A 26,329-nucleotide genomic window follows, 5' to 3' on the forward strand; every position below is an offset into this window, starting at 1 on the left:
TCGGGCAGCCACGGTCATCAATGACTGAGCCTTAAAGCCTGTGCTGCTCGAACTGGCTTTCGACAAAACACATCCTCGTTGTCGGATGGCGTTTCATGGATTTATGAAGCCAAAGAAGGATATATTGTGGTCCTTTCAGTGGCTTAGCTATTGCCTTTCTCGTTGCCTGTCGATGCTTCGAACGAAAAACATTGCTGACGTCTCCTTCTTGTAAGGGCATTTATTTGCGGTGTCCTAACATCAGTTAGCTTTGGCTCCCCCTCTACAAAAGCACCAAACTCAAAAATCAGCGATCAGTGAACAGGCAACCGCTCACCGTGCCGGTCTCAACGATCCTTGGCTGGGACCCCTTTGCAATGTTGCATTTGCAATCCTTCACCAGCTTCCGGACATGAGCCCGAAACTCAGGAGGGAGAGCACATACCCCGCCCAAAAATATCACCGCGGAACGCGAAACCAGAACAACTAATAACTTCAAGGGCGCTTTACAAAATGATAAAATTGATACAAATGATATTTACGGTAATTTCAACCTTCGATAGACGTAACTTTTTGACAGGTCAAAAAAGGAAACTCAAAGTGTATGATTTGCTGAAACGCCTCCTGGGCCACTGCCATCGAATGGCTTGCGGGTCTGCAAGGGCCGAGGATCTGATAGTGGACACGTCCCGGTCAAAACAATCCGTCCCGAACCGAAGACCCATGGACTGCAACGTTTTAGGTCGAGACGAGCAATTAGCCGTCATTTGCCTTGCGGAGATTGGAGCCGCGCCGTGAAACACATATTGGTGATAGACGACGATTCCGCCATGCGCAGCTTGTTGAAGGACTACCTTTCACAGCATGCCTTTCGGGTAACTGTTCTCAGCGGAAGCCAGGACCTTGCCAGAGTTCTGAGCACAGACCCGATTGACCTAATCATCGTCGATCTAAATTTGGGAAACGAAGACGGTCTCGACATCGTTCGAAAGCTATCAAGCACGTCTGATTACCCGATTATAATCATAAGCGGAGACAGACTTGAAGAGGCTGACAAAGTCGTTGGTCTGGAACTGGGAGCTGTCGACTACATCACCAAGCCCTTTGGCACGCGGGAGTTGTTGGCACGCGTTCGATCATCGTTGCGTGAAAAACCTGCCATAGAAGTCAATAAAGACAAGAAAATATATTCATTCAACGAATGGGAGCTCAACATCAAGCTTCGTAAGCTGATGTATTGCGGCGAACAAGAAGTGAAGCTGACGGCAGGTGAGTTCAACCTTTTGACAGCTTTTCTGCGGTCGCCGCGTCAGGTCCTGTCACGTGAGCAGCTCCTTTCGGCAAGCCGAATTTACAATGAAGAAGTGTTCGATAGGAGTATCGATGTTCTGATCCTGAGATTACGCCGAAAGCTGGAGAAGGATCCTTCTCAGCCAGCGTTAATCAAGACAGAGAGGGGCGCCGGTTACATGTTTGATGCGGATGTAACCGCGACGTACAGAGGCGCGGCTAGCAGGATGGTCGGCAGAGCATAGGTGTCGCTCCCTGCAGTGTCATGAAGCGATCAAGGACGAGAATGTCCTCGAAATACGGCGCGCGGCTGTCACCGCGCGTCCCGACTAACTGTTACACCCGCAACAGAAACATGCATATCTGAAACAACCGCGAAAGCATTCCTGCCTACGAAAGCTGATGCAAACCTTACAGTTCGGGTAGGTTAAATCGCACTGGCATTCTCAATGCTTCAGTCTGGCCCGACTTAACCCTATCTGTTTATTTAGGAGCAGGGCATTGGCTAAACTAGTTGCCACACTGGCATCCACTCACCACCCATTTTATCTTAGAGCGACCACAGCGCCTGTCGAGGAGCAGATGCCTCAGGCGCGGGAATGGAGACTCAAAGTTGAAGCGTATCGCGAGACTTTGGCACGCGCGCAGCCTGATATCCTCGTCATGGTCGGATCTGACCATTTTCATCAGATTTTTCTGGATAATTGTCCGCAATTTCTGATCGGCAAGGCCCCAAGGTATGACGCGACATTTTATAACGAAGAGCGCGAATTCGGCCTGCCGAAATATATGTTGCAGGGCGATGAGGCTATGTCGGCGTTCATGCACCAGTCATTGCTTGATCAGAACTTCGACTTTGCATTTTCCAATGAACTGAAGATCGACCACTCGATCGTTTGCCCGATCATTACTTTACGGCCCCAGAACGACCTGCCCATTGTGCCAATGTACACCAATATCTTTGCACCACCCTTACCGTCAGTCAGACGGTTTTATGATCTTGGGCAGGCTATTCGCCGAGCGATCGAGGAGTTTCCATCTTCGAAAAGGGTCGCAGCAATCGGTACGGGCCATCTTTCCCTAGAGTTGGGTGGACCTCGTCAATTCACGGAGACCGGCCCGGATCCGATATTTGACCGGCAAGCTATTGAGTGGCTGCGTAATGGTGATGTCGAAGCGTTACTTCGAAATGTCAGCCACGAGAGTATGCAAAAAAGCGGAAATGCGACGCACGGTTTTCTGAATTTTATACTGATGCTTGGGGTCGCCGGTGCGGAATGTGCTGACTACATCGACAATCTCGATCTGTTTCACACAATGGAAGCATATTTTACCTGGTATCCAAAGGAGCCTGCCGCGTGAGCAAATACTTCGTCAACAAGTTTCTCTTCATGGTGGACCGTGATCCCGCTTTGTTGCGGCAGTATACCATCGATCCACATGGCCTTGTCGCACGCTGGGAACAAACGATCGGTGCGACCCTGCTCTCAAATTCAGCTGAGGAATCGACAGTTATGAGCTTGACGGCAGATGAGCGCAACGCGCTCACCGCACATGACTTCGTGGCTTTGTTTGAGATGGGAGCACATTTTTTTCTCAATCTCACTCTTTTCATAGGCATCTACGACGAGCCATATGCCGCGAGGTCGGGACCGCTATCATTTCAGCGGGAATTTGCGGGTAAGTTGGCGCATTGGCAGGGCCTCACCTACCCATCCGTGGCCACGTAAGCGCTGCCGACGTTTGTGTCCTGCTCAGATCGCAGAATACGCGTTTTGCTCTTCTCGTTGTTGGGCGCGCACGCGAATTAAGTTGGTCGTTGCCTCGGCTATAGTTGTCAGCGCTTCGAACTCAGAAGGGGCCAAGGTACGCGGTACAACGTCGATGACGCATATTGAGCCAAGCGCAAAGTCGAATTTGTCGCGAACGGGAGCGCCCGCGTAAAATCGAAAACCAAATGGCGCTGCAAGCGCCGGATTGCCCTCGAATATCTCAACTCTCGAAAGGTCTTCTATCACCGTAAATTTGTTTGCCATGAGCGTACTGTTACAGAATGCCCAGTCTCGAGGTGTCTGTTCTCCCTCAAACCCTATTCGCGATTTGAACCACTGTGCGTCCTTGGTGATCAAAGTGAACATTGCGACAGGAGCATGTGTGACGTCGGCTGCCAAGCGTACAAGGCGATCAAAGCTCGTGTCGGGTGCCGATTGAAGCAACTCGGACTGCTTCACTGCGTCCAGACGCGCACGTTCATTCCAGGGCGTTGGAAAGCCGGCGGGCAAATTATCAGCTGGCTTGGTAGATCGCAGATAATCCACGACCGCTGCGCTCATCTGCGAGACGTCACTCGACATCTTCACTTGTACCCGCCGGGACATCCGCGTCGCTGGATGATTAACGTCGGCTTCGGTTGCACTGAGGATAAGCGTTTGTCTGTAGCGAACATCGTTGCCGAGTGCGGTTACGAGCCGCTTTCGATCAGGTTCATCTGCGTTTTCAACGATAATCAGCATAGGAGGGATGACCGCGATCAACTTGGACAAGGCCTCGACATCTTCCACGACATCCAGGAGCAAGCCCGATCCTGGAAGGCCGGTCAGCTGCCAGTGGGCACCGCGACCTTGAGCTGCGACAACCACACCCCGGGCTGAAACCCGAACATCATCGGAATGGGGATCATCAATCAGATCCAGAACCGCCTGGCGGGGAATTCGTCTGTGTCCGCCTGGTGTTTTCCAAGACGGCAATTGACCGCTTTCTACCCATAACTGGGCAGTTCGCACAGAAACACCTAATAACTCCGCAGCGTCCGCCGTAGTCAGAATATCTTTCACGTACTTACCCACTCATTGAACATTAGATATAGTAAAATATGGAAAATATGCAAGAAGTGTTGGAATTGGCAATCTATTCCATTTGTAGTCAACACACCCTTCGCTGATACGAAAGCGAAACCTCACCTCGCCAACCTGCAGGCTTCCTAAGGCGGCCTAAAGGCGGGAGATTTGTCATGAAGTTGAGTGTTTCTTCAGGAACCATTTCGTGGCTTAGCCCGCTGTACTCTGCGCTTCTCAAGCGCGCCAGCAGAGTGTTTTCGTTTCTCAAACAAATCGTCGGTATTGGCAGTGTAGCCTACTACTTCTCTCCTTATTACCCGTTGGCTGACGAGTGCGATTTTCCGCATTTGCAAATCGACGGCCGCCTGACGGACGGTCAAGACAAGGTGGCTCCATTGGATCCAGATCACAACGACTGACCACCCGGCTCGAATGTGCTGATGGCGAGTGTGCGATCAGCATGGTGGTCTATCATTATTCAAGACATAGGATTTTCAAGATGCTGCTTGCGCACGGTATTTGCGAGGTGGGTGATGACGTGATTGCTTGGCGGCGACATCTCCACCAGAACCCGGAAGTTCTCTACGACGTCCATGCGACTGCCCGTTTCATCACTGACAAACTCTCGCAATTCGGTTGCGATGTGATTGAGACTGGTATCGGCGAAACCGGGGTTGTGGGGCTACAAAGGCACGTTGGGCGAGGGGCCGGTCATCGGGTTGCGGGCAGATATGGATGCCCTGCCGATCCTTGAACGAAGCGGCAAATCCTGGGCGTCGAGGATATCCGGTCGTGCGCATTCCTGCGGGCACGATGGTCACATGGCCATGCTCCTCGGAGCCACTCGTTATCTCAGTGGAACGCTCAATTTTCGAGGTGCAGTGGCTGTTATCTTTCAGCCAGCTGAGGAAGGTGGCGCTGGGGCGCTTGCCATGGTCAAGGACGGGCTCATGGAGAGGTTTAACATAGAACGTGTGTTTGGGATGCATAACGAGCCCATGCTTCCTGTTGGATATTTTGCAATCCGGACAGGAGCAATTCTGGCTGCTGCCGACACTTTTGATATCGTTGTTCACGGTCGTGGCGGGCATGCTGGCCAACCACATCTCTCCATTGATCCCGTTGTGGTCGCCTCCCACCTTGTCATCGCGCTCAAAGCAGACCGGGTGCTTTCATAATCATAGGAAACGGCGATACGCCGGGATTACATAATCCCGCGTACGATTTTAACGATGACGTCATCCCGTTCGGCGTGAGTTACTGGGTTCGCCTCGTTGAGACAATTCTCTCCCATGATGAATGACAGCGTGGTGCGCAGCTCAATATCCTGCTGATTTTCGAGCAGGTGGCGAGGGGCACGCGTAAGCCCATGCTTGCATCTAAATAGATGGCATTGTTGCAAATGCCATCCAACTATCTGAAGAGAAACGATTTTGTCGTAGTCTGTGCACGACAAAACAACATTACGGCGCGGCGGTAACATCATAACCAGCCGCACTTGCGAGCGCCAATAAACCCGTCTCGAAAAAAAGGAGTTGACTGTCCTGCTGATGTCTGGTTTTATATAGTTATCGCGATAATAGTTATCGCATAACAACGGAGTGATGCAGATGACCGACAACAAATTCCTCACAGCTGCCGCCGCTATCGCTATCGCCGCCGCAGGACAGTCAACTTCAGTATCAGCAGCCCAGCCCGTCAAGAATGTCGTCCTCGTCCACGGTGCATTCGCAGACGGTTCGGGATGGCGCGGCGTTTACGATCAGCTCACCCAGCGTGGCTACAAGGTAACGATTGTCCAGAACCCCCTGACTTCTCTTGACGACGATGTTGCCGCGACAAACCGCGCACTCGACCGTCAGGACGGCCCAACCATTCTTGTCGGTCACTCCTGGGGCGGTACCGTCATCACGGAAGCAGGCATTCACGCCAATGTCGCTGGCCTGGTGTATGTGTCGGCCCTGTCGCCAGATGCTGGTGAAACGACCGGCCAGCAATATGAGGGTTTTGCCCCAGCCTCCGAATTTGTCATCGACAAGGCTGATGATGGCTTCGGTTTTGTCAGCCCCGAGAAATTCAAAGCCGGGTTTGCCCATGATGTCAGTGATGAAGATGCTGCCTTCATGCGCGACTCCCAGGTTCCTATCAATCTGGAGGTGTTTGGCACAAAGCTCAAAAATGCTGCCTGGCGCACCAAGCCCAGCTGGGCTGTCATTGCCACGGAAGACAAGGCCTTTGATCAGGCGATGCTCATTCACATGGCTGAGCGGATCAAGGCGAAGATTACCAAGGTCTCAGCCAGCCATGCGCTGTTCATGACGCAGCCAAAGGTTGTCGCAGACACGATCGATGAGGCCGCCAAGACAATCCAGAACAAAGCCAACTGACAACAACAAAGCAAACTGACAACAGAAACATCAAGCGAGTGCAAAAATGCACTCGCTTGAAAACACCAATGCAACATTTTCCAGACGAGTTCGGCCCGTTCACTTCAAATGAAACTGACGGACCACAAGCTGAAATCTCTGTCTAACGCGGCTCCCGACATAGATCGGTGGAGCATTGCGCTCGGCGCAACAACACATGTAATTCAACATACAAGGTGACTTATGGAACACGCCACAACAGACCGCGACGGTCCGGAATCACGGGCTCATCGCACCAAATTTCGTACCCATTTCGATTTTATCATCTGCGGAGCTGGCTCTAGCGGCTCTGTGGTTGCCGCTCGACTGGCCCAGGACAGAAACGTTCAGGTCCTTCTTATGGAGGCTGGTGGCGACGACAACGCGCCTTCGATTTCAGACCCGGCACAATGGCCGCTTAATCTTGGTTCATCGCACGACTGGGCATTCGAAGGCGAGCCCTCACCACACCTTAATGGTCGTCGTCTTCCCTTGAACATGGGCAAGGTACTCGGCGGTGGGTCTAGTATCAATGTGATGGTATGGGCCCGCGGTCACAAGGCTGACTGGGACTATTTTGCTGATGAGACAGGTGATCCGGACTGGGGATACGATTCTATTCTGAACTATTACCGTCGAATTGAAGATTGGCAGGGTAAAGCCGATCCGACACGACGGGGGGCGGGTGGACCGGTATATGTTGCACAACCCCATTCCCCTCAGCCGCTTGCGGAAATCACGATTGACGCCGCGAAGGATCTCGGCATCGCGAAATTTGAAAGCGCCAATGGCGAGATGATGGAGGGTGACGGCGGAGCCGCCATTGCTGAGTTGCGAATCCGTGACAACAAGCGGCAGTCTATTTTTCGTTCTTATACGCAACCGATCATGGATCAGCCAAACCTCACGGTCTTGACGGGCGCGCTTGTCACTCGGATCATTTTTTCAGGCAAGACAGCCGTCGGCGTAGAAGCCATGGTTGGTGATAAGATTTTGCGCTTCGGTGCGGATCGCGAAGTGGTTCTATCACTTGGGGCGGTACACACGCCCAAAGTGCTTATGCAATCCGGTATAGGACCTGCAAATGAATTGCGACGCCACGGTATTCCTATCGTCCAAGGTCTTCCGGGGGTTGGGGAAAACCATCAGGACCACATAGCCTTCGGCTGCACCTGGGAATATCTGAAACCTCAATTGGTCGGTGGTGGCGGCTGCGAAGCAGTGCTCTATGCAAAGAGCGACGCGCGCTTGCCTGCGCCTGATATTGTGCAGTGCCAGCTGGAATTCGCAGTGCCGCCGCCACCTGAGGTAGGATTGCAAGCGCCTGAACATGGTTGGACGATGTTCGCCGGGCTTGCCCAGCCCAAGAGCCGTGGACGCGTTCACCTGTCCGGCCCGCAACCCGACGACCCGATTATTGTTACACCCAACTCACTGAGCGATCCTCAGGACATGGACACAGCCTTTCGCACTATCGAATTGTGCAGGGAATTGGGCAATAGTGATCGTTTTCGGTCCTTGATCAAGCGGGAAGTCATTCCCGCCATACGCGACCGTGCAAGTATGGAGAACTTTATACGCAACTCCGCCGTCACGTATTGGCACCAGTCGTGTACGGCCAAAATGGGACGAGATGCCATGTCAGTCGTTGATTCACGCCTGCGTGTGTATGGTGTCAAAAATCTGCGCATTGCCGACGCCTCGGTTATGCCGAGAATACCCGTCGGCAACTTGATGGCTCCATGTGTGGTGGTCGGCGAGCGTGCGGCAGACATGTTAAAGGCGGATAACGGAATTTCGTCCTGACCTTTAAGACTGGCTTACAGGCTACTCAGAGCCTGTAAGCTGCGTCGTATTGATGGGTGCTAGTGGCAACGCCGCCTTGTTGTGACCCCTCAGTAAGAGTGAGACGACCTTCGCCACCCTGTGTGAGCAGACCTTTCAAATAATTGGGCATGTTTCATTTATAAGACATGAGTAATGAAATGTAACTCGGCTGAAAAGAGGCCATGAAATTCTAGTCTCTCACGCGACGGAGATGAGGGAATGGGATTTGGACCCGAGGACTATGCTGAAAAAGCGCCAAGTAGTGACAGACCTGAAGACCTCAATACAAAGCGATCCAAGAGACGCAGGAAAGCGCTGATATCTTGGGATTATCAAGATCGGTTATTTGATAAATCCGGGGAGAAAATTGGAGCCAAATGCGCTCCTGATTTGCCTGTTGCGTTGGATGTGAGTCAACGTAATGAACAGTCATTCCATTCTTCCGATGGCGAACCAGATGAATTCCGACAACTATACACGATCGGCGCGGCAGCCTTATCTCTGCTGAGCATCATGGCCGTTTTATATTTGATTCTGTGCCATCGATAATGTTCTGCGCGCACCATTCTTTGCTTTAGTTTCGCCAGTCACCATAGCGCAACTCGCAGGTGTCGTACTGCAATTGAAATGTGAAACCATAAAACGGAAATACTGACGAAACAGGCCGCACGCATTTTTGGCCGTCGTCCGTATTTCAATAGGTGTGTCCAGTTTGATCCAGAAACGTCTTGGCTGCTGCCATTAGCCCCGTAGGGGCTCGGTCTGGCAATTCTTTGTCGGCACCGTCAAAGCGGCCCTCTCACACTGAATTACTCGCGACGCTATGTCATCAACTTCATAAAAGAGGCTTTTATGCACGAAATATTGTTGCGCGTAATCTTCGGCGCTGCCGTTATCGGTAGTGCGACTTCCGCCATTGCTGCTGACCGCGTTGTGCATGTTTACAACTGGTCCGACTATATCGAACAGTCAATACTTGATGATTTTACAAAAGAAACAGGAATAAAGGTTATATACGACGTATTCGACAACAACGAACTGCTTGAGACAAAACTCCTCGCAGGAGCATCAGGCTACGATGTTGTTGTTCCGACCGGCCCCTTCCTTGCCAGACAGATCAACGCACGGGTTTTCCAGAAACTGGATAAATCAAAGCTCCCCAATCTCCGCAATATGTGGCCGGACATCATGACACGGCTTGCCGCTTATGATCCTGGAAATCAATATGCCGTCAATTACATGTGGGGAACGACAAGTATCGGATATAATGTCGAGAAGGTCAAAACTGCGTTAGGCGATGTCGCAATCGACAGCTGGGACGTACTTTTTGCCCCCGACAATGCAAAAAAGCTCGCAGCGTGCGGCATCAATATTTTGGACGCGCCTGACGAGACGGTCGCTATTGCCATGTCTTACCTCGGTAAAAATCCCGATAGCAAACAATCGGATGATCTCAAGAGTGGTGTTGAGGTCTTCAAATCAATCCGTCCGTCGGTGCGCTCGTTCAACTCGTCGGCCTATATCAATGAGCTTGCAACAGGCGACATTTGCATTTCGATCGGTTTCTCGGGTGACGTGCTGCAGGCGAAGGCAAGGGCGGAAGAAGCTGGCAACGGGGTCAATTTGGGCTACGTCATTCCCAAAGAGGGCACTTATATGTGGTTTGACAATCTGGCCATTCCTGCCGATGCAAAAAACGTGGATGAAGCACATGCCTTCATCAATTATCTGATGAAGCCCGAAGTCATTGCCAGAGCTTCCAATTACGTACAATACGCAAATGGTAACCTTGCATCGCAAGAGTTTCTAGATGAGGAAGTTCGCAAAAACCCCTCAATCTATCCTTCAGCGGCGGTCCTCGACAGGCTTTTTACAATTTCACCATACGACGCTACGCAACAGCGTGTGCTGAACAGGCTGTGGACAGCGCTCAAATCAGAGAAGTAGGACAGCTGCCCCAAGAAAATGCGGTGGGCCATTTCTTAATGGCCCACGTTACGAACACACTGATCTTGGCGGGATGCATTTACAGTGTCGTTAAGGTGCTTGGCACAGATGCGGGGCTCTCGTCGGTCAGACGGGAGCACTCCAACCTTCAATGTTCGCGTAAATTGCGTCGCGTAGATTTCTGATGTCGCGGTTGAGAAGGCCCAGATCATGTGGACTATGTGCAGACGCTGATAGTAACGCGTCGCTGAGACAACCAGCTTTTCGCTGCAATGTGCGCCCCTCTTCAGTTAGCGCCACAACAACTTGTCGTTCATTCTCTTTACTGCGAGTTCTACGCAACAGGCCTGCAACTTCCAGTCGCTTCAGGAGAGGTGTCAGTGTACTGGATTCCAGGGCGAGGCTGTTGGCGATCGATCCAACCGTTTGCTCGTCTTGAGCCCAAAGAATATTCAGCACGAGATACTGGGGGTAAGTCAGACCGAGTTCGTCAAGAAAAGGCTTGTATGCTCGCTGTATTGCTATCCCGGCCGAGTAGATCGAGTAGCACAGCTGTGCGGTTAAAGGGGGCGGGGGATTGGCTTTATCAGTCATTTGAGTGCTCCTGTCACTCAAAGATTTACGTTTTCGCATCGCGAAAATCAATATCGCGATAAGGAAAATCTTAGATGTTTGGTCTCTGTGAGTGTCCCTGTTGCAGAAGTCATCTGGCTTGTGAACACCGGTGAGCCAGGGAATACATCTCTATGGCAGTTGCAAGAGGTTGATAAACGTCTCTTTTCGGAGGTTTGGCCACAGCAGACAGCAAGCCGTTTTGGCAGGCCCGCTCGTCGTCCCAGCCGGGATGGTTGACGATCGGGTACAGGCAAATGCCTTCCAACGGTACGCCGGCTTCCATTGCGATGTCAGCCTGCGCCGTCACATATTCGAACCAGACGGTTCTTCGCTCATCTTCGATACCTGTCTCGGAAATCAGCATTGGCCTGCCGTAGCGGGCGTAAATCTCTATCAATATTTTGCTGAGGGGTTTGTACAGACTGTGCCCGATATCGAGTGGCGGTCCTCCGTGGATCCACTGATTATTAAAGTAGTAATTGACACCGACGACGTCGAGATAGCGTTCCGCACCACCGATCTGGGGCCATAACCGTCCTGCAATCAAGTCCCAACTCTGAAACTGTGACTTCCGGTGTCCGTCGGCTAAACGTTCCTCCCAAGGGCGTTCTGGATCCGTGACAACGTTAATAGCTGGTTCGCAGTGCACGAAACGAGCGCGCGGGTCTACAGTCAGAATTGCGTCCATGGCAGCAATCGCTGCACGTGCCAACTGCACCTTGAGCTCGAAACCGCGACCATGTGCGAACGGATTGAGATAGGCTGCATCACCACCTCCCCAGGATAAGAACGAAATCTCGTTAACGGGGCAATAAAAAGGGATGCCGTCACTCTCTTCTTGAACAATTCGTGCGCAGCTGGCTGCATAATCCGCAAAACGGTCAACGAACCGGGGAGACCAGATATCGACATCGTCTGGCCATCCGTAGTGCATCAAGTCCCAGATGACCTGTGTTCCAACCTCCGAGGCCGCCCGTAACATCGGTCTGACACTTGTCCATTCATAGCCGCTTGGCCGATCGATCAGATGCCAACGGAAACCGTCCCTTATTGTTCGTATTCCAAGATTAGAAAGCTGGCGGTAGTCTTGAGCAGCATAAGTATCGTGACCAGTCGATGCTATTAGGTCGAGGCGCCGCCCGGTAGGTTGATTTTCATTGGGACGCAGACGATGTGTAGAACATTCAAATCCTCCCTGTAGGAAGGAGTGAAAAAGACCCGTCGGCTTAGCTGGCTGGCGTTCTTTCACCACCTCGTCAATCAGCTTTTCCCATTGCGGCAGCACCGCCTCGACGGAGTAGGTTGCCTCTACTTTCAAACGCAATGCCTGACCCAGGGCATTGCGCAGGTCCGGTGAGACAATTAGATCGCTAAGACATTGCGCAACGATGACCGGATCGTTGAATGGTACGAGAAGTCCCGACGTACCAGGATCGATTTGCTGGAGCACACCGTTGTCAGGTGTCGCGATGACGGGCAGTGTTGCCGCACCCGCCTCGGCTATAACATGCGGCATGCCCTCACCAGTTGATAGCCAGACAAAAATGTCGAAAGCCGAAAGGAGGGTGGGGACATCTTTGCGGTCCCCAAGAAACTGCAGGGTATTATCCAGTCCCAGGCTGCCCGCGAGTTCCTTGAGTTGTTTTGCATAGTCGGGGTAAAAAGCGTCCGGGCCGCCAACAATGACGAAGCGTGCGGATTCATGCATATCGTGAACGATTGCCGCCGCCTTGATAAAATCCTCAACATTCTTTTTGGGATCCAGCCGTCCAACCCATCCTACCAGCATGTCACCATCGCGAATTCCCAGCGCGTTGCGCATGGCGCTACGATCGTTCTCATCAAAGGCAGTGAGATCCACCATGGAGGGTATTTCCAAGGCATGATGCTCTCGCCCTGGCATCATGGAAGCTGCTGCATCGCGGATGGTCTGACAGACGCCAACATATCTGGTCGTGTAGTGCTTAGGTCCCGCCAGCGCCTCCGATATAAGCCCGCCGTGTTCGATTAGCGGGGGGCGCAGATGTAATCGCTCGAGTGCCGGGTAAATATCAGCAACGTTCTGGCAAGATATTACGACGTCGTAGAGAGGAATTTTCCCGGCCAGATACTCGACCGTGTCATCGAAGGACAGCTCATAGGGTGTCGTGTCGACGTCGACGCCAAGTGCGCGGAGTTGCTCATGAGTTTGCTCTGTCATTCCAGGTCTATGGAAGCAGGCTGTCACGTCGATACGATACCGTTTGGGATCCAGATTCTTTGCAAGCAGCCGTACTTCGGTTTCCTCACCGCCTACGACCAGCCAGGCAAAAACGAACAGAATTCGCACAGGTGAGACCTGCCCAATCATTCGTTCGCCTGGAAGACAATCTGCAGGAATTCCGGCCGGTTCTTGATTAAGTCGGCTAAAAAGCCAGGCGCGTCATCGATAGGAAGCACATGCGAAATCATGTGCTCACGGATGATTTTTCCTTCAGTGAGTAGAAGATCCACCGTGGCTTGGGCCAGCCTGCGCCGATCCCAGAGCGGTGCCAGCCCGCGCGGAACGCGATTGATCTGTGCGCAGCGAATGTTCAAGCCATTGTGGTGAAACTCCTCACCGAGCCGCAAGTGATCGGCTCCGCCCTGATAGAACGCCAGGTCGATCACCGTGCCTTGAGGACGCAAGGCCTTTAGCGCTGTGTGCAGACTGCCAGCATGGGCTCGCGTCTGAAATACAAGGTCAGCGCCGCGCCCCATCGCGCCATCATGCCAGCGTGCCTTTACATGCTGCCAGCCCTGTTCCTCTGTCATGGCCGTGAGGCCCATTGCTTCGGCTTTGCCCCGGCGGAATTCAGACGGATCAGTAATGATCACGTCCGAAGCACCGAGCGAGCGGGCAAACAATGCCGTCATCAGGCCAACGGTTCCCGCACCGATTACCATAATGGGGCGACCGTTGACGCCGGCCCCCAGAGCAGGAACGTGTAGCCCAAACGCTTCCGCATCAGCATGAAGGATACCGTTGGCGCAAATAGGGCCCATCTGAGCGACCAGCACGCCAAGCAAGGGATCAAGTTCGTTCGGCAAGGGTACCAGCACGTCGTGGAAAGGGTCAGCGGTGTGGCCAGTTTTGTGCCCGTAAGCTGATGCGACAAGTGCGCCATCGGAAAGTCCGAAGGCGCGGGATTGAGATATTCGCGCCACCTCCATGTATCCCAGAAAGGGAACGGGATAATGCAGATCGGGCTCGTTTTCGATGAATACGCCACGATCCCGGTCGAACCGAGACCGGAAATAGGGATTAGTGTTCTTAAGAAAAGTCAGTTCGGTGCCCGCAGAAAGACCAGTATAGACCGTGTCCAGCCTGACTTGCCCTTCGACGGGAGGGCCTTCTTCATATTCGAAGAAGTAGGTCCGGCCGGGCGCCTCCACACCGAGAGAACGAATATGGCGGTGGCCAGGCGGCATCACTGCCTGCGGTTCTTCTGATCGCGGCTGGTGTGTCAGGGGTGCCAGTGGCGTTCGTGGCACAGGTGCTGCTTCGAGCCGCACGGGTTTGCCCGCACGTGCAGAAGACACGACAGCCAGCGCCAGCCTGTGCGTCGCAAGCGCGTCTTCGTAAGAGCAGCGGATACGGTTCTCGCCGCCGCGAACGGCGTCAACGAAATCGCGATCCTCGCGCCAGACGGGATCGCCGTCGGCAGCACGCACCGGTCGACCGCTCCCAACGTCAACCATGATTTCGCGGTCTGTCAGTTCGATAGCCAGTCGATCGGCAAAGATATGCAGGCCGACGCGGTGGTTCCAGCCGAGCAGGCAGGTGGATGCGATGTTGGCGATCACTCCAGTCTGGAAGGTGAGGCTGGCTGTTGTGGCTGTTGGAACATCCAAACCGGGGAAGTCTGGTCGGTCTTTGTGTCCAACACGGCCGTAGACCTCGGTCACCTCGCCGAAAAGAAACCGAGCCAAATCAAGGAGGTGCGTCGCCTGTTCGATGATTTGTCCGCCTGACTTGTCCTGCTTCCACCACCATTCGGGTGGCGGGGTAGAATCCAGCCAGTAACCCGACAGTAGTTGGGCGGGATTGTTCTCCAGAAGAGCCCGCGCTTCATCAACGATATCGAGATAACGCCAGTGATAGCCGACGGCCGTGATCAACCCTTTGGCGATGACGGCCGCCGAGATTTCTTCGGCAGTCGGTAGATGGAGCGAAACCGGTTTTTCAACGAAGAACGGGATCCCGCGTTCAATCAGGTCATGTTCCGGTATCCCGTGGGCGAAAGGCGGGATGCAGATATAAACAGCATCAGGTTTTACTGCGTCCAACATGTCTCGGTGATGCTCGAACGATCTCGCGCCAAACCGGATGGCGGCCAGGTCTGCTTTGGCCAAATCAGGATCAGCAAATCCTGCCACCTCCACGTTGGCAAACTGCGCGAGGATATCCAGATGACGTTGGGCAATCCCCCCGGCACCGATGAAGGCCAGACGTGTCTTTTGCATGGAGTTGTCCTTGTGAAAGCGCTTGGCTGGCTTGCTGATAAATCTCTGATAGATCGAGGCCGTCTCCGCTGCCATGCGGTGGGCAGAAAAGTTGTCGCAGAAGCGATCGTGACCCATTGTGCCTGCCTCTGCCATGCGGCGAGGATCAGCGAGAGCTTCGATGACGGCGCAGGCCATGGCATCTGGAACGCCCGGTTCTGCAAAGAACGGATGAGTGTCGCCCAGCGCCTCAACAGTGCCACCAATACGCGTGGCAACGACTGGAACTCCAAGCGACATGGCCTCAAGTATCGCGAGGGGAAGGCCCTCAAAAAGCGACGGGAGAACCAAAAGATCGGTGATTTCCATGAGCCGGGCAATATCTTGTCTTTGCCCGAGAAAGCGGACGTGGTCCTCAAGACCAAGCTGTGTGACGAGGGTCTCGATTTTTTGCCGCTCGCTTCCCGAGCCTGCCAACAGCAGAACCACGGTCGGGTAAGACCGAACAATCTTCGGCAGTGCATGCAGGAGGGTTGCATGGTCTTTTTGTGCAGTGAAACGCGCGACGGTTAACAGAACGATCCGTCCCTCAACCCCTATTTCCTGTTTCAAATTATAAGTTTCGCGGCTGGGGTCAAAAGGAAAAATACCGTTACGGATGGTCGAAAGGCGGGCTGGATCGATACTGTTGTGAAAGCTTTCCGCCGAGGCGGCGGAAACGACTATGTGGTGCGCGACACCCAGGGTCTGCTGCCTGTAGTGCTCCTTTTGTGCAGGATCTGTCAGCAAATACGGGAGGTGGTCCGTTCGAATAACCGGAATGTTTTTTTTACGTCCTGTCGCTGCAAGATCATGTCCTTCCCATCCGATCCCGGCGTGGACATGCAGGAGGTCTATATCGGCTGTGGTCAGCCAGTTGCCGAATTCTTCGTGATTGCCAGACAGCCGGACGCCGAGACCATGACGCGCAGCGCGAGGTAACACACCTGTCCGGTCTTCCGTCATCAAAGACAGAGTTACATCCCAGTCGAAACTCAGTGCTCGACCAAGTGCGATCATGTGTTCGCCCATGCCTGATGGGTCGAGGCTGTCTGTGGCGAGCACTATCCGCAGCTTGTCAGTCACGATGGATATCGGCCAGTACCGCGCCGACATCGTGTCGTTTCTTCAGGCGTCTATACGTCGCCAGCGCCTGACCAACCACCTGGTCCATGTTGTAATATTTGTAGGTGCCAAGCCGACCGACAAAGGTCACATCACCCCGTTGACGCGCGAGTGCCTCGTATCGCTTGTAGAGAGCCTGGTTTTCAGGCCGAGGTATAGGGTAATATGGGTCTCCGTCTGCACAGGCATATTCATAGCTTATGCTGGTTTTCTCGTGAGACTGGCCTGTCAGATGCTTGTATTCGGTGATGCGGGTATGCTCGACCTCCTCTGAGGGGTAATTCACGACTGCGACTGGTAATACCCATTCGGCATCATGTGTCTCATGTCGAAATTTCAGGCTTCGATAGGGCAGGCGCCCGAATTGATAGTCGAAATACTCGTCGATCGGACCTGTGAAAATAATATGTTTTGCAAGGCGTGCCTGCTTGAGTTCGGCAAAATCCGTGCCCAGCATCAAGGTGATATTATCGTGATCCAGCATACGCTCGAACATCTGGGTGTAACCGTTGAGCGGCATGGCCTGAAACGTGTCGAGGAAATAGCGATCGTCGGTGCTCGTGCGGGTTGGAACACGCGCGGTCACCGAGCGGTCGAGGTCGGAGGGATCAAGACCCCATTGCTTGCGGGTATATCCTTCGAAGAATGTTCGATAGAGCTCAGAGCCAACTTGCGAAATGACGACGTCCTTTGACGTCGAAATCGGATCACATGGTTCGGCGCGGCCAGCGAGGAAAAGTGCCGCTGCTGCTTCGCTCGGCAGGTCGAGCCCGTAAATCATGTTTAGTGTGGTTCGGTTGATCGGGATCGGCACGCGCAATTCGCCGACCTGGGCCAATACCCGGTGTTCGTAAGGGCGCCACGCCGTAAAGCGGGATAGGTAGGCAAAGACTTCGTCGCTATTGGTATGAAAAATGTGTGGACCATACTTGTGAACAAGAACCCCTTCTTCATCATAGTGATCATAGGCGTTACCGGCGACGTGAGGGCGTCTGTCGCAAACGAGAACCTTCTTGTCTCCATCAGCAGCCAACCGCTCGGCAAGAACTGAACCCGCAAAACCTGCGCCAACGATCAGGTAATCATAGGTATCGCTCTGGACCTGGCTACTTTCCCGCAGGAGCGGCTTTTTAGCAGCAGCGAGCGCGCTGCCATTTCGCAAAACTGCTTCGTCCACCAGAGCGGACATGGAGCGGAATGTTATATCCCAGGACGATAGTGCGAGGACACTATCAACATCGCGCAGCCAGGAAGTACCTGACTTTGCAATCGTTATCGCTTTATCGCAAGCATTGCAAAAATCCTCAGTCCCGCCGGCAATCAACACGCCAGGCACATTTCCGTAACTGCGCACGACGTCTGTCACGGCTGTACTAACGACCGGGCGACCGGCTGCAAGATATTCGGGGGTCTTGGTCGGGCTTATGAACCGTGTCGCTTCATTGAGTGCGAATGGCATAAGCGCAACATCCCACCCGGACAGATAGGCAGGCAGATCGTCGTAACGTTTCTGGCCAAGGTAATGGATATTTGGTGCTTGCGGCAGGTCACTCGCCGAGATTTTCGCCACAGGTCCAAGAAAGACGAATGACAGCTCCGGACGGCTAGCGGCCATTGAACCAATCAGTTCCAGATCAAGCCTTTCATCAATCACACCGTAGTAACCAAATCTCGGGTGAGGGATTGATGCCTGGTCAAGCGGCTCAGGCAGCTTGCCTCGAGCGGTTAGAAAATGACATTTGTCGACGCTCGATGGAAAGGGGTGGATATTGTCGTGACGATGCTTTTTTGCTTCATACAGGCTTACGCCGCCTGTAAAGACAACATCGGCACGATCAATCAGTTCGGCTTCAGTCGACTTGAGGTGTGGTGGTGCCATTTTGAAGTTTGCAAGTTCGTCCATGCAATCATAAATCACCGCTGCAGCATCAACATGCTTGGCAAAACCAAACATCATTGGCGTGTAGAACCACAGCACCGGCCGATGGCCGCCGTGTAACGCAAGGAGCTCGCTGAGCAGACCTGCAAGGCCAGCCTCGCGTTCGGTCTCGTTCCACCAGTGCGGAATCCGTGGGCGAACTGCCTTGACTGGAGTGCCATCGAAAGGGTGGATTTCGAGATAGGCGAGGTGATGATCAGTCGGGATGAACTCTTCAAAGAAAAATACTTGGCGATCTGCAGCGAAGCGCTGCATGAGATGCTGAGGTCTCTGCACCACGAAATCCCATCTCAGATGTGAAAAACAGATAAGCGGGGCATTTTCGGGTAGAAACTTCTCGGGGAATGAGCTTAGGCGATTCATGACTTACCTCGCAACAGACAGCCCCCTAACAACAATTGTCAGATAAGGTTCCAGTTGCTGAAGATATCTGGCTATGTTTCGGAGATTATGTTTTGCAGCTTCTGGATGGTGTGTGGCCAGGTCCAGTTTTCCAGCACAGTTTTGCGCGGATGAAAGGCATCTGGGATACTCAACATAAGGCTGATGCCTTCATGGAAAAGTTCAGCCGTTGCGGTTCGGCCTGTGTCTGGGGTTATATACTGCAACCCACAGGACAGACGGCTGTTGGCAAGGACAGGGATGCCAGCCAGCATGTATTCGGTCAGTATCGCCGGAGCACCATCGTCGATACCGCATACGACACCCATGCGCGACTGGTTCATCAGCCGATTTACTTCCGCGAAGGGTACGCCTGGAGGATCCACGAAGTCGACGTTAATGCCGAGTTCTTCCACCTGGCGGCGTAAATCGCTCATCATTTCGCCATAACCGCACACGCAAAGCGCTTTTATGGTTCGCGGCATTTTGTGGAGAGCCTGAAACAGGATATCATGCCGTTTGTAAGGTTGCGCTGCCGCGACGTAGATCACGTCATATATTTTGGGCAGGTTCAACGGTCTGAACGTTATCTCGGAAGCGAATTCAGGGCCGATGGGCATGACTGCCGTTCGCATTCCTGGATGACGAGCTCGAACTGTTTCCGATTGCCACTCAGCCCCGCTGATAACAAGATCAAAGTGGCGGCTGACGTCTGCAGGCACCCGAAGGGCGGGAGCATCGATGGAATTGTAGATCTTGAAGCTTTCGCTGCATGCCAGAAGAATGTCTTCACTCACGCCAAGACCCCAGACACACAATATCGCGGGTGGCCCGAAGGCCTGTATATGGCCCAGCATGTCATTTGACGAGAACGGGGCCTCTGGACCGTTCATCCTGAACGAGCGACGCCTCAAGAAAGGGTTGGCAGATAGCAGGTCTTGCGGCGGCAGATCTCCACGCCAGTGTGTCCAGACTTCCGCGCAGTCGACAAGCTCATCCTTGAGCGCGGCGAGGGGAAGTCGTTCAATGTAACCGCCCTCAACAATCACCTGATGTGGTGACGATAAAGGACTGGGAGGAGGGCCTCGTGAGCCGCTGATCCACTTTTGGCGATACCGTTCGACAGATAGCGTGTCCACAGAACCGGGCGGCCCTTCCTGAAGATCACTGATCACCACTAAGCGCCGCAGCTTCGTGCCGCTGGACTGGTCGCGAACCTCGATGGTGCTTTCAGTTTCCATGGGTCCCAGAATTTTGTGTTTGTGCTGTGGCGATTGGCGGCCAACAAATAGAGATCGCAACCGTCGGCGACATAAAGGCTTACGCTAGACAAGCGGAAACGACATGCGATCCCTTTGGTTCCCTGCCTGACGAGCCGTGCCACAAGGATTGCGATACGAGTGCCAGGAGCACCATAACGAGACGGTATACCATTCAAAAGGTATGGCCAGGCGCCTTCCTGGAACGAAGGCAGAAATAGCTGCAGCACCTGTATGCATTTCGAACAAATCCAGACATCCACTGGCTATTTTTTATCCGTGAGGCCATGGATTCTGATCGTGTGGGTTCGTAATGTGCCAATTGTCGATGTTGCGAAATTCTTGATTGGACCGTTGGGGCCATCTTTTGCGAAAGCGGTAAAAAGCGCGACTGCATCCTCATGGGCAGTGATCTGTGTTGAAAGATAAGCTTGGTCGAAGTCGACATCAGATGCAGCTTTAAGGGCAGCAAGCTTCTTCATATTTTCATCACCAAGTTCGGGATTAATGCGCATCCCCTCGTTCTTGGCAGCAGATTCCAGATCGGCCTGAGCTTTGGTGTGATCCCTGACCATATCTCGAGCAAACTGCTTTGCAGGTTCATCTTTGCCGCGTTCGATTGCCAACATTGCAGCCTGGATTTCGAAAGAGTTTGAGCGGGCAGCCTGTTGGGCGAACTCCTGTTTTTGATCTTGTTGAGCGATGGCAGGCGGCATGGGGGCGAGTATGAATAGTGTCAAGGCGACGATGACCGCGGCAGGTCTGTCATGCGTTTTGAACATCGACATCATCCTTGGATAAGCCGCCATTTATGGCGGAAGAGGAAGTTATGAGGTGCAAACTGGCCGATTTTGTACAAACCTTGCGAGAAAAGGCTTGGAGCTTTTCGTCCTACTGAGTTCGTCACTCGAACGGCCAGCGATCCCGGCAAGCCAGGATTCAAGAGGCAGTCCTGGATGCGGTGTCGGTTGCAGGCTCCTCTGCACTCAATGCCAATTAACATTGTCGCGCCTGCAGCCCGGGCTGATTTTCATGGCGTTAGAACGACCTTAATGCAACTGTCCTTCTTATCGCGGAAGGTTTCATAAAGGGCGGGGCCGTCTTCGAGCGCCGCGCGGTGTGTGATTATGAAGCTCGGATCGATTTCGCCTTCCTCGATGCGACGAAGCAGATCGAGCGAGTAGCGGTTAACATGGGTCTGCCCTGTTCTGATTGTCAGGCCCTTGTTCATAGCCGCTCCGAACGGTATTTTATCGAGAAGCCCGCCATAGACACCCGGAACGGACACGATCCCGCCAGGACGGCAGGCCATGATGGCGGCGCGGAAGGCATGCGGGCGGTCTGTACCGAGCAGTGTGGCTGCCTTGACCTTGTCAATGATCGCATCGAATGACGCAGTTGCGTGGGATTCCGCTCCGACAGCATCAATGCATTTGTCGGCGCCGTGGCCGCCTGTCATTTCCTTGATCCGGTCAAGAATGTCGGCGTCTTCATCGTCGAAATTGATGATCTCAGCACCGGCTTGCCGCGCCAGGGCAAGTCGCTCCGGTATATTGTCGATTGCGATAACGCGGGCTGCGCCCTGCATTAGCGCACTCTTGATGCAGAACTGACCGACGGGACCACAGCCCCAGATCGCCACGATATCGGAAGGTTCGATCTCACAGTTGGCAGCTGCCATCCATCCGGTCGGAAAGATATCGCCAAGGAACAGCGCTTGCTCGTCGCTCATGCCATTCGGAATGACAATCGGCGAGACATCGGCGTACGGCACGCGGACATACTCTGCCTGACCGCCAGCGTAAGCGCCAGTGAGGTGCGAGTATCCGAATAGGCCCGCAGTTGGATAACCAAATGCTTTTGTCGCATTATCGGCGTTACGATTGGTTTTTTCGCAGACAGACCAGTTGCCCTTTAGACATTGTTGGCATTCGCCGCAGCAGATGGTGAACGGGACGACGACCCTGTCCCCTACCTTCAGCTTCTTGTTGTCACGACCAACTTCGACAACCTCACCCATGAACTCATGGCCAAGAATGTCGCCCTTTTCCATAAAGGGAATGTAGCCATCCATGAGGTGCAGGTCCGAACCGCAGATCGCGCAGGCCGTCATCTTGATGATGACATCACGGCCATGCTCGATCCTCGGGTCGGGAACGCTATCACATCGGATATCGCCCTTTCCGTGCCAGCAAAGTGCCTTCATTGCAAATCTCCTCGTTTTGTTGTTTCGCGTAGCCGGGAAATAACTTTGCGGTAGAGCAGCGTAGGTCTGCTGTGGGAGTTTTGTCACATTGCCTCGGCAGCAGGCCATTTTTAACTACCTGGAACCGTCAAGCATCACTCTCGCGGCTCGGGCGATCCAGTGTTTTGCGCAATTGCTGCTCGGCCTTTCTCTTGAGTTCTTCCCGGCTCTGGTCAGCCGCTTTAGGATCGCTCCGGGCTGCATCGCTTGTGGGATCAACATTTTTCTGCGTCATTTCTTTTCCTTCAGTTACGGTTGGAAGAGGCGCCTTGTGCCAGTGACTGCAGTCTCAAACCTGTCAGCTTGATGGAAGATGAATGCGATTTGCTGACGCGCGATTTGTTCATCGACTTTTTACAAAAGGTTTTTCGGTCGACGACGTCGTTAAGCCCTCATCCAGCAACGATATCGTTATTGAAGATGCCGCTTGATGCCGTGGCAGGGCTCAGAGTTAGCCGTCCGCTCGTGGGCGTCGAATAAATCAACATCCGTCTGGACGATATTTTTAGGAATGGCTGGGGCTGCTGCGCTATTGGACGTCAACGATGCAGTATCGGCTTCCCGTTGATAAATGCCGCGTAAGACAAATCGTAGTCCTTCCGGCAGGTAGCTTGTTTCGCCTTTGCCGCAAAAATAAGCAGCGACGACCTGGTTCGTCAGTCGGGACCCGAAGCCAGTCCTTACGGGCTCCTTAACGGCAGGGCCGCCGGTTTCCTGCCAGACAAATTCGAAGCCTTGGGCGGCCGAAGTTGTCCAGCTGATTTTTACGCAACCAGTATCATTTGAAAGAGCGCCATATTTGACGGCATTCGTGGCAAGTTCGTATACTGCTAGAGACAGCCCGACTCCTTGGTGCGTCGATATACGCATATTCGGACCCGACACCGAAAGGCGTTTCTCGTCATCGAGGTGACCACTCATGCTTTCAATAACGACTTCGGCCACATTTACGTCGGTGGGAACGTCGCTCAGCATGTTCTGGACCTTGCCAAGTGCAGCCATGCGGTGGCTGATTGTCTCTCGGGCCTGATTGAGTGTTTCGGCTTGCCGAAGGGTCGCAGTGATGATCGCGGTTGTGACCGCCATGGTGTTTTTTACCCGATGTATTAGCTCGTGACGAAGAACGTCTTGCTCACGCAGGCTGCGGACCATCGGGGTTGTATTGACGGCAATGTCGATCAGGCCTGCAATATTGCCGAGATCATCGTAAAGTGGGCTGTAGGAAAACGTCCAGAACGTCTCCTCTTTTCGGCCGGTGCTGTCCATGATGAGGCGCATATTCTCTGTGTATGTACCTCTGCCGGACAGAGCCTCTTCCACAAAGCCTTTCACATCGTCCCAGACATCCGACCAGATTACCGAAAACGGTTTGCCGAGCGCATCGTTTTCTTTTGTTCCGAGTAAAGGCCTATAAGCATCGTTGTAGATTATGTTAAGATCGCGGCCCCAAAACAGGCATATGGCATGACGCTGGTGAAGCATCATTTGAACGACTGACCGCAATGCCTGAGGCCATGACTCGATCGCACCTGCGCTCGTGCTTGCCCAATCATGCTTTCGGATGGCGTCGGCCATGCAGCCACTTGCCGTTGAGAAATAAGTCATAGACAGTCCAGCGAGCGAGAAGGAAGTAAGGCCTGCGCAATAGGGCGGGGCACAGCATCTGTAGGCCGAAAAAAGGGCGCGTGCGTTCACATAGTTAATAGTCAATGCAACTTTTGGCTGGTTTATCGGTCAAAACGACCAGAGAGGGTTTGTGGTGCCGAATGCTTTTATCAGAAAGTTGGAGAGCTTTGAGGCGCTGGATGCCGATGACCGTGCCTGGCTTGTCTCAATCTCCAGCCGGACCAAAGAGGTCGATGCCGACCAAGACCTGATTAGCGAAGGCGAGGACCCCGAAAATGTCCTGCTGATCCTTGACGGCTTCGCGATGCGTTACAAGGTGACTTCCGCTGGTCGGAGACAGATTTTCGCCTATCTCATCCCGGGTGATTTTTGCGACCTCCATGTTGCCGTTCTAAAGACGATGGATCACAGCATCGGCACGCTCAGTACCTGTCGGGTAGCATACCTTCCGCCCAGTACAATTATTGAGATGACGGAGCGAAGACCCTCGCTCACCCGTGCGCTCTGGATCTGCTCGCTGGTTGATGGCGCCACATTGCGAGAATGGCTTGTAAATCTAGGGCAGCGCTCCGCTCCTCATCGCATCTCCCACCTGTTTTGTGAATTACACGAGAGACTGAAAGCAGTCGGACTGACTGACGACGGTTCATTTGAGCTTCCGCTTACCCAATCGGAACTCAGTGACACAATGGGACTGTCCGTTGTGCATGTAAACAGGAGCCTCAAGGAGCTTCGTGAAGCTGGGCTTGTTAGTCTCAGGAATGGGCGGATAGTGATCCCGAATGTCCGCCGACTGAAAGATTATTCCGATTTTGATCCCGCTTATTTACACCTGCGCTTGGCGGGTGCTGGAGGGAGTACTTCGGTCACGCAGTCGTCCCAAGCATCCCGCTTATAAACCATGCCTGTCAACGGATAGGTTAACGCCGAACACAATCGTTCCGTCTGTCTCAACGACGATCATCTGCCAGGCTTGGCCTCTCCACTTGTGCTGCCCGTCGCTCAGCATCTGTCCCGTAGCGCGTATTGCTTCAGTTCGAACCTTGTCCATATCTGCCAGCTCGAACCCTTCCTCGTCGAGAATGGCTTTGCCATTCATAATATGAAAGAAATATCGTGGCATGTCAGGCATCCTGGGTTTCGGCGGGAGCGCGTTGTCTCTCTGTCAGGGGCTGGCCGGGGGTGCCGATGATCTGGCAATTAGACAGGTTAATTCAGGTGCCGGCAAACACATATGATACGTTCGAGTCCTTCACCGACTTTCGAAGATGCCTTAGTCCAAGCCACTCGTCAGGAGAGGCAGTGCAAGACACACACGTTTCATGGTCCCGATCGGGGTTGCATTGAGAGGCGCCGCCTCGTGGGTATCTTCATCCATCAGAAAAGTTTCAGAGGAACAGCGGTGGGTGGACGATAGGGTATACGGCAGTATGGAACTCATACGTCGTTACTGCCCCTTCAGGGAAGGAGGCACAGAGATAAGCAGCGACACGCAGCCTTAAATACCTGCCACTTCGCGTTCCCCTTCCGATAGCGGCTGTAAACGTCTTGCGCAGAATGGTGAACAAGCAAGATTTAAGCAGGGTGCCAGGTCCGAATTTTTTGACGTCGCTGGGCGGAGTAGAAGCGTCCCCAGTACCAGATCGTCCACGTCGTTGTAATAACATGTTAACTGGCTTGCGCATCTGCGCAATTGGGGAATGAGTTTAATCAAAGAATGCGGGGACGGCCCCCGCATATCGCGTGAATGTCTGAAGCGAGTGTTGCGCTACTAGTCCTTCAGCGGCCGGATTGCATCGACCCGAACGGTTCCTTCGATCACACCTCGACGGACATCGGTCCGGCCGTGCTCGATTTCGATGACGGTATAAAGCTTCTCGTCTCGAAATGTACTGGCATTGACCGTTGTGACGTCTTCCGCTGGAGCGGAATCGATCTCCATGAAGTCCACTTCACGGCTCGAGGCGACAAACCGGGCGTCGCCTGACGTGCGAGCAGCAACAGTGATGGGACCGTTCGGAGGAGCATTCTGCCACCTTGGATCGTCAATGCTGGCGGTTGGTTCCAGCCTGTAGATATTAAGGGGCTCACCAGCAAATCCTTCGGCGGATGCACTGTCCCGTATCTGCGCCAAGCTTTCCACTGATCGCCCAAAATGTGTTTCACTCGTTTTATTATCGTGTTCGAGGCCGCTTGTTTTGGTCACATTTGACATTGTCAAATCTCCACTGCGCATAGCGCCTGCTCCGTAACTGACTAACCAGCAGGATCGCCGCCATGCCCGTACCAGCATTGGTACGTAGCTCTAACAAGCCTGGAGGTAAGCGGTTCCCTCACTGCTAAACATCGAG

Annotated in this window: 21 protein-coding genes and 1 pseudogene; 10 read left to right on the top strand and 12 right to left on the bottom strand. The window is 53.4% G+C overall.

Going from position 1 to position 26,329, the window contains the following annotated elements; genetic code table 11:
- Positions 1-773: 773 nt before the first annotated feature.
- From PYL13_RS23660 to PYL13_RS23670, 3 genes are all read left to right on the top strand, one after another.
- On the top strand, positions 774-1,514 hold the full coding sequence (locus PYL13_RS23660) for a response regulator (protein ID WP_275643513.1): 741 nt from the start codon (positions 774-776) through the stop codon (positions 1,512-1,514).
- A gap of 256 nt (positions 1,515-1,770) precedes the next feature.
- A complete protein-coding gene (locus PYL13_RS23665) occupies positions 1,771-2,631 on the top strand; it encodes an extradiol ring-cleavage dioxygenase (RefSeq protein ID WP_275643514.1) in 861 nt (286 codons plus the stop codon).
- Positions 2,628-2,999 carry a hypothetical protein gene (locus PYL13_RS23670; protein WP_275643515.1) on the top strand — a complete coding sequence of 124 codons (372 nt, stop codon included), beginning with the start codon at positions 2,628-2,630 and terminating at the stop codon, positions 2,997-2,999. The genes PYL13_RS23665 and PYL13_RS23670 overlap by 4 nt, the downstream gene beginning before the upstream one ends.
- A 24-nt stretch (positions 3,000-3,023) precedes the next feature.
- Here PYL13_RS23670 and PYL13_RS23675 read toward each other — a convergent pair whose 3' ends face one another.
- A complete protein-coding gene (locus PYL13_RS23675) occupies positions 3,024-4,103 on the bottom strand; it encodes a helix-turn-helix domain-containing protein (RefSeq protein ID WP_275643516.1) in 1,080 nt (359 codons plus the stop codon).
- Positions 4,104-4,279: 176 nt separating this feature from the next.
- Between PYL13_RS23675 and PYL13_RS23680 the strand changes: the two genes are divergently transcribed.
- From PYL13_RS23680 to PYL13_RS23705, 6 genes and pseudogenes are all read left to right on the top strand, one after another.
- Positions 4,280-4,525: a hypothetical protein gene (locus PYL13_RS23680; protein ID WP_275643517.1), complete on the top strand. Its 246-nt coding sequence runs from the start codon at positions 4,280-4,282 to the stop codon at positions 4,523-4,525.
- Positions 4,526-4,716: 191 nt separating this feature from the next.
- Positions 4,717-5,409, top strand: a pseudogene (locus PYL13_RS23685) (amidohydrolase).
- A gap of 307 nt (positions 5,410-5,716) precedes the next feature.
- Positions 5,717-6,493, top strand: coding sequence for an alpha/beta fold hydrolase (locus tag PYL13_RS23690; protein ID WP_275643504.1), 777 nt, complete (start codon positions 5,717-5,719; stop codon positions 6,491-6,493).
- 222 nt (positions 6,494-6,715) lie between these two features.
- Complete coding sequence (locus PYL13_RS23695) at positions 6,716-8,317, top strand: GMC family oxidoreductase (protein WP_275643518.1); 1,602 nt, start codon at positions 6,716-6,718, stop codon at positions 8,315-8,317.
- Positions 8,318-8,557: 240 nt separating this feature from the next.
- On the top strand, positions 8,558-8,887 hold the full coding sequence (locus tag PYL13_RS23700; protein WP_275643519.1) for a hypothetical protein: 330 nt from the start codon (positions 8,558-8,560) through the stop codon (positions 8,885-8,887).
- A gap of 303 nt (positions 8,888-9,190) precedes the next feature.
- Positions 9,191-10,285 carry a polyamine ABC transporter substrate-binding protein gene (locus tag PYL13_RS23705; RefSeq protein WP_275643520.1) on the top strand — a complete coding sequence of 365 codons (1,095 nt, stop codon included), beginning with the start codon at positions 9,191-9,193 and terminating at the stop codon, positions 10,283-10,285.
- A gap of 126 nt (positions 10,286-10,411) precedes the next feature.
- Here the strand turns inward: PYL13_RS23705 and PYL13_RS23710 are convergent, their stop codons facing one another.
- The 9 genes from PYL13_RS23710 to PYL13_RS23750 all read right to left on the bottom strand — a co-directional run bounded on the left by PYL13_RS23710 (position 10,412) and on the right by PYL13_RS23750 (position 23,927).
- Positions 10,412-10,879: a MarR family winged helix-turn-helix transcriptional regulator gene (locus PYL13_RS23710; RefSeq protein ID WP_275643521.1), complete on the bottom strand. Its 468-nt coding sequence runs from the start codon at positions 10,877-10,879 to the stop codon at positions 10,412-10,414.
- 109 nt (positions 10,880-10,988) lie between these two features.
- Positions 10,989-13,250 (bottom strand): glycosyltransferase family 4 protein, encoded by a 2,262-nt coding sequence (locus PYL13_RS23715; protein WP_275643522.1) that lies wholly within the window; start codon positions 13,248-13,250, stop codon positions 10,989-10,991.
- Positions 13,247-16,489 (bottom strand): glycosyltransferase, encoded by a 3,243-nt coding sequence (locus PYL13_RS23720; protein ID WP_275643523.1) that lies wholly within the window; start codon positions 16,487-16,489, stop codon positions 13,247-13,249. The genes PYL13_RS23715 and PYL13_RS23720 overlap by 4 nt, the downstream gene beginning before the upstream one ends.
- Positions 16,482-18,830 (bottom strand): UDP-galactopyranose mutase, encoded by a 2,349-nt coding sequence (gene glf, locus PYL13_RS23725; RefSeq protein ID WP_441296693.1) that lies wholly within the window; start codon positions 18,828-18,830, stop codon positions 16,482-16,484. The genes PYL13_RS23720 and glf overlap by 8 nt, the downstream gene beginning before the upstream one ends.
- Before the next feature lie 71 nt (positions 18,831-18,901).
- The gene (locus PYL13_RS23730; RefSeq protein WP_275643524.1) at positions 18,902-20,089 is read right to left on the bottom strand and encodes a glycosyltransferase family 4 protein; all 1,188 of its coding nucleotides are present in this window, start codon (positions 20,087-20,089) and stop codon (positions 18,902-18,904) included.
- A gap of 284 nt (positions 20,090-20,373) precedes the next feature.
- Positions 20,374-20,889, bottom strand: coding sequence for a DUF4142 domain-containing protein (locus PYL13_RS23735; RefSeq protein WP_275643525.1), 516 nt, complete (start codon positions 20,887-20,889; stop codon positions 20,374-20,376).
- A gap of 248 nt (positions 20,890-21,137) precedes the next feature.
- Positions 21,138-22,313, bottom strand: a complete 1,176-nt coding sequence (locus PYL13_RS23740) for a zinc-dependent alcohol dehydrogenase (protein ID WP_275643526.1) — start codon at positions 22,311-22,313, stop codon at positions 21,138-21,140.
- A 127-nt stretch (positions 22,314-22,440) separates the two neighbouring features.
- A complete protein-coding gene (locus tag PYL13_RS23745; protein ID WP_275643527.1) occupies positions 22,441-22,587 on the bottom strand; it encodes a hypothetical protein in 147 nt (48 codons plus the stop codon).
- 176 nt (positions 22,588-22,763) lie between these two features.
- Entirely contained in the window at positions 22,764-23,927 is a 1,164-nt protein-coding gene (locus PYL13_RS23750) for a sensor histidine kinase (RefSeq protein ID WP_275643528.1), read from the bottom strand.
- Between the two features lie 181 nt (positions 23,928-24,108).
- Here PYL13_RS23750 and PYL13_RS23755 point away from each other — a divergent pair, with 181 nt between their 5' ends.
- A complete protein-coding gene (locus tag PYL13_RS23755) occupies positions 24,109-24,876 on the top strand; it encodes a Crp/Fnr family transcriptional regulator (protein ID WP_368077705.1) in 768 nt (255 codons plus the stop codon).
- Here the strand turns inward: PYL13_RS23755 and PYL13_RS23760 are convergent.
- A complete protein-coding gene (locus tag PYL13_RS23760) occupies positions 24,871-25,101 on the bottom strand; it encodes a DUF6894 family protein (protein ID WP_275643529.1) in 231 nt (76 codons plus the stop codon). The two genes, PYL13_RS23755 and PYL13_RS23760, sit on opposite strands and share 6 nt — an antisense overlap.
- A 648-nt stretch (positions 25,102-25,749) precedes the next feature.
- A complete protein-coding gene (locus PYL13_RS23765; protein ID WP_275643530.1) occupies positions 25,750-26,193 on the bottom strand; it encodes a hypothetical protein in 444 nt (147 codons plus the stop codon).
- Positions 26,194-26,329 lie beyond the last annotated feature (136 nt).

The sequence above is a fragment of the Agrobacterium sp. Azo12 genome (assembly GCF_029193765.2).
In the GTDB taxonomy this organism is placed as follows: Bacteria; Pseudomonadota; Alphaproteobacteria; order Rhizobiales; family Rhizobiaceae; genus Agrobacterium.

Excerpts from the sequence above, each read along its gene's own strand:
- PYL13_RS23680 (WP_275643517.1), top strand. The coding sequence starts at position 4,280 with ATGAAGTTGAGTGTTTCTTCAGGAACCATTTCGTGGCTTAGCCCGCTG.
- PYL13_RS23690 (WP_275643504.1), top strand. The coding sequence starts at position 5,717 with ATGACCGACAACAAATTCCTCACAGCTGCCGCCGCTATCGCTATCGCC.
- PYL13_RS23695 (WP_275643518.1), top strand. The coding sequence starts at position 6,716 with ATGGAACACGCCACAACAGACCGCGACGGTCCGGAATCACGGGCTCAT.
- PYL13_RS23700 (WP_275643519.1), top strand. The coding sequence starts at position 8,558 with ATGGGATTTGGACCCGAGGACTATGCTGAAAAAGCGCCAAGTAGTGAC.
- PYL13_RS23705 (WP_275643520.1), top strand. The coding sequence starts at position 9,191 with ATGCACGAAATATTGTTGCGCGTAATCTTCGGCGCTGCCGTTATCGGT.
- PYL13_RS23710 (WP_275643521.1), bottom strand. The coding sequence starts at position 10,879 with ATGACTGATAAAGCCAATCCCCCGCCCCCTTTAACCGCACAGCTGTGC.
- PYL13_RS23715 (WP_275643522.1), bottom strand. The coding sequence starts at position 13,250 with ATGATTGGGCAGGTCTCACCTGTGCGAATTCTGTTCGTTTTTGCCTGG.
- glf (WP_441296693.1), bottom strand. The coding sequence starts at position 18,830 with ATGAATCGCCTAAGCTCATTCCCCGAGAAGTTTCTACCCGAAAATGCC.
- PYL13_RS23730 (WP_275643524.1), bottom strand. The coding sequence starts at position 20,089 with ATGGAAACTGAAAGCACCATCGAGGTTCGCGACCAGTCCAGCGGCACG.
- PYL13_RS23735 (WP_275643525.1), bottom strand. The coding sequence starts at position 20,889 with ATGTTCAAAACGCATGACAGACCTGCCGCGGTCATCGTCGCCTTGACA.
- PYL13_RS23740 (WP_275643526.1), bottom strand. The coding sequence starts at position 22,313 with ATGAAGGCACTTTGCTGGCACGGAAAGGGCGATATCCGATGTGATAGC.
- PYL13_RS23745 (WP_275643527.1), bottom strand. The coding sequence starts at position 22,587 with ATGACGCAGAAAAATGTTGATCCCACAAGCGATGCAGCCCGGAGCGAT.
- PYL13_RS23750 (WP_275643528.1), bottom strand. The coding sequence starts at position 23,927 with ATGGCCGACGCCATCCGAAAGCATGATTGGGCAAGCACGAGCGCAGGT.
- PYL13_RS23760 (WP_275643529.1), bottom strand. The coding sequence starts at position 25,101 with ATGCCACGATATTTCTTTCATATTATGAATGGCAAAGCCATTCTCGAC.
- PYL13_RS23765 (WP_275643530.1), bottom strand. The coding sequence starts at position 26,193 with ATGTCAAATGTGACCAAAACAAGCGGCCTCGAACACGATAATAAAACG.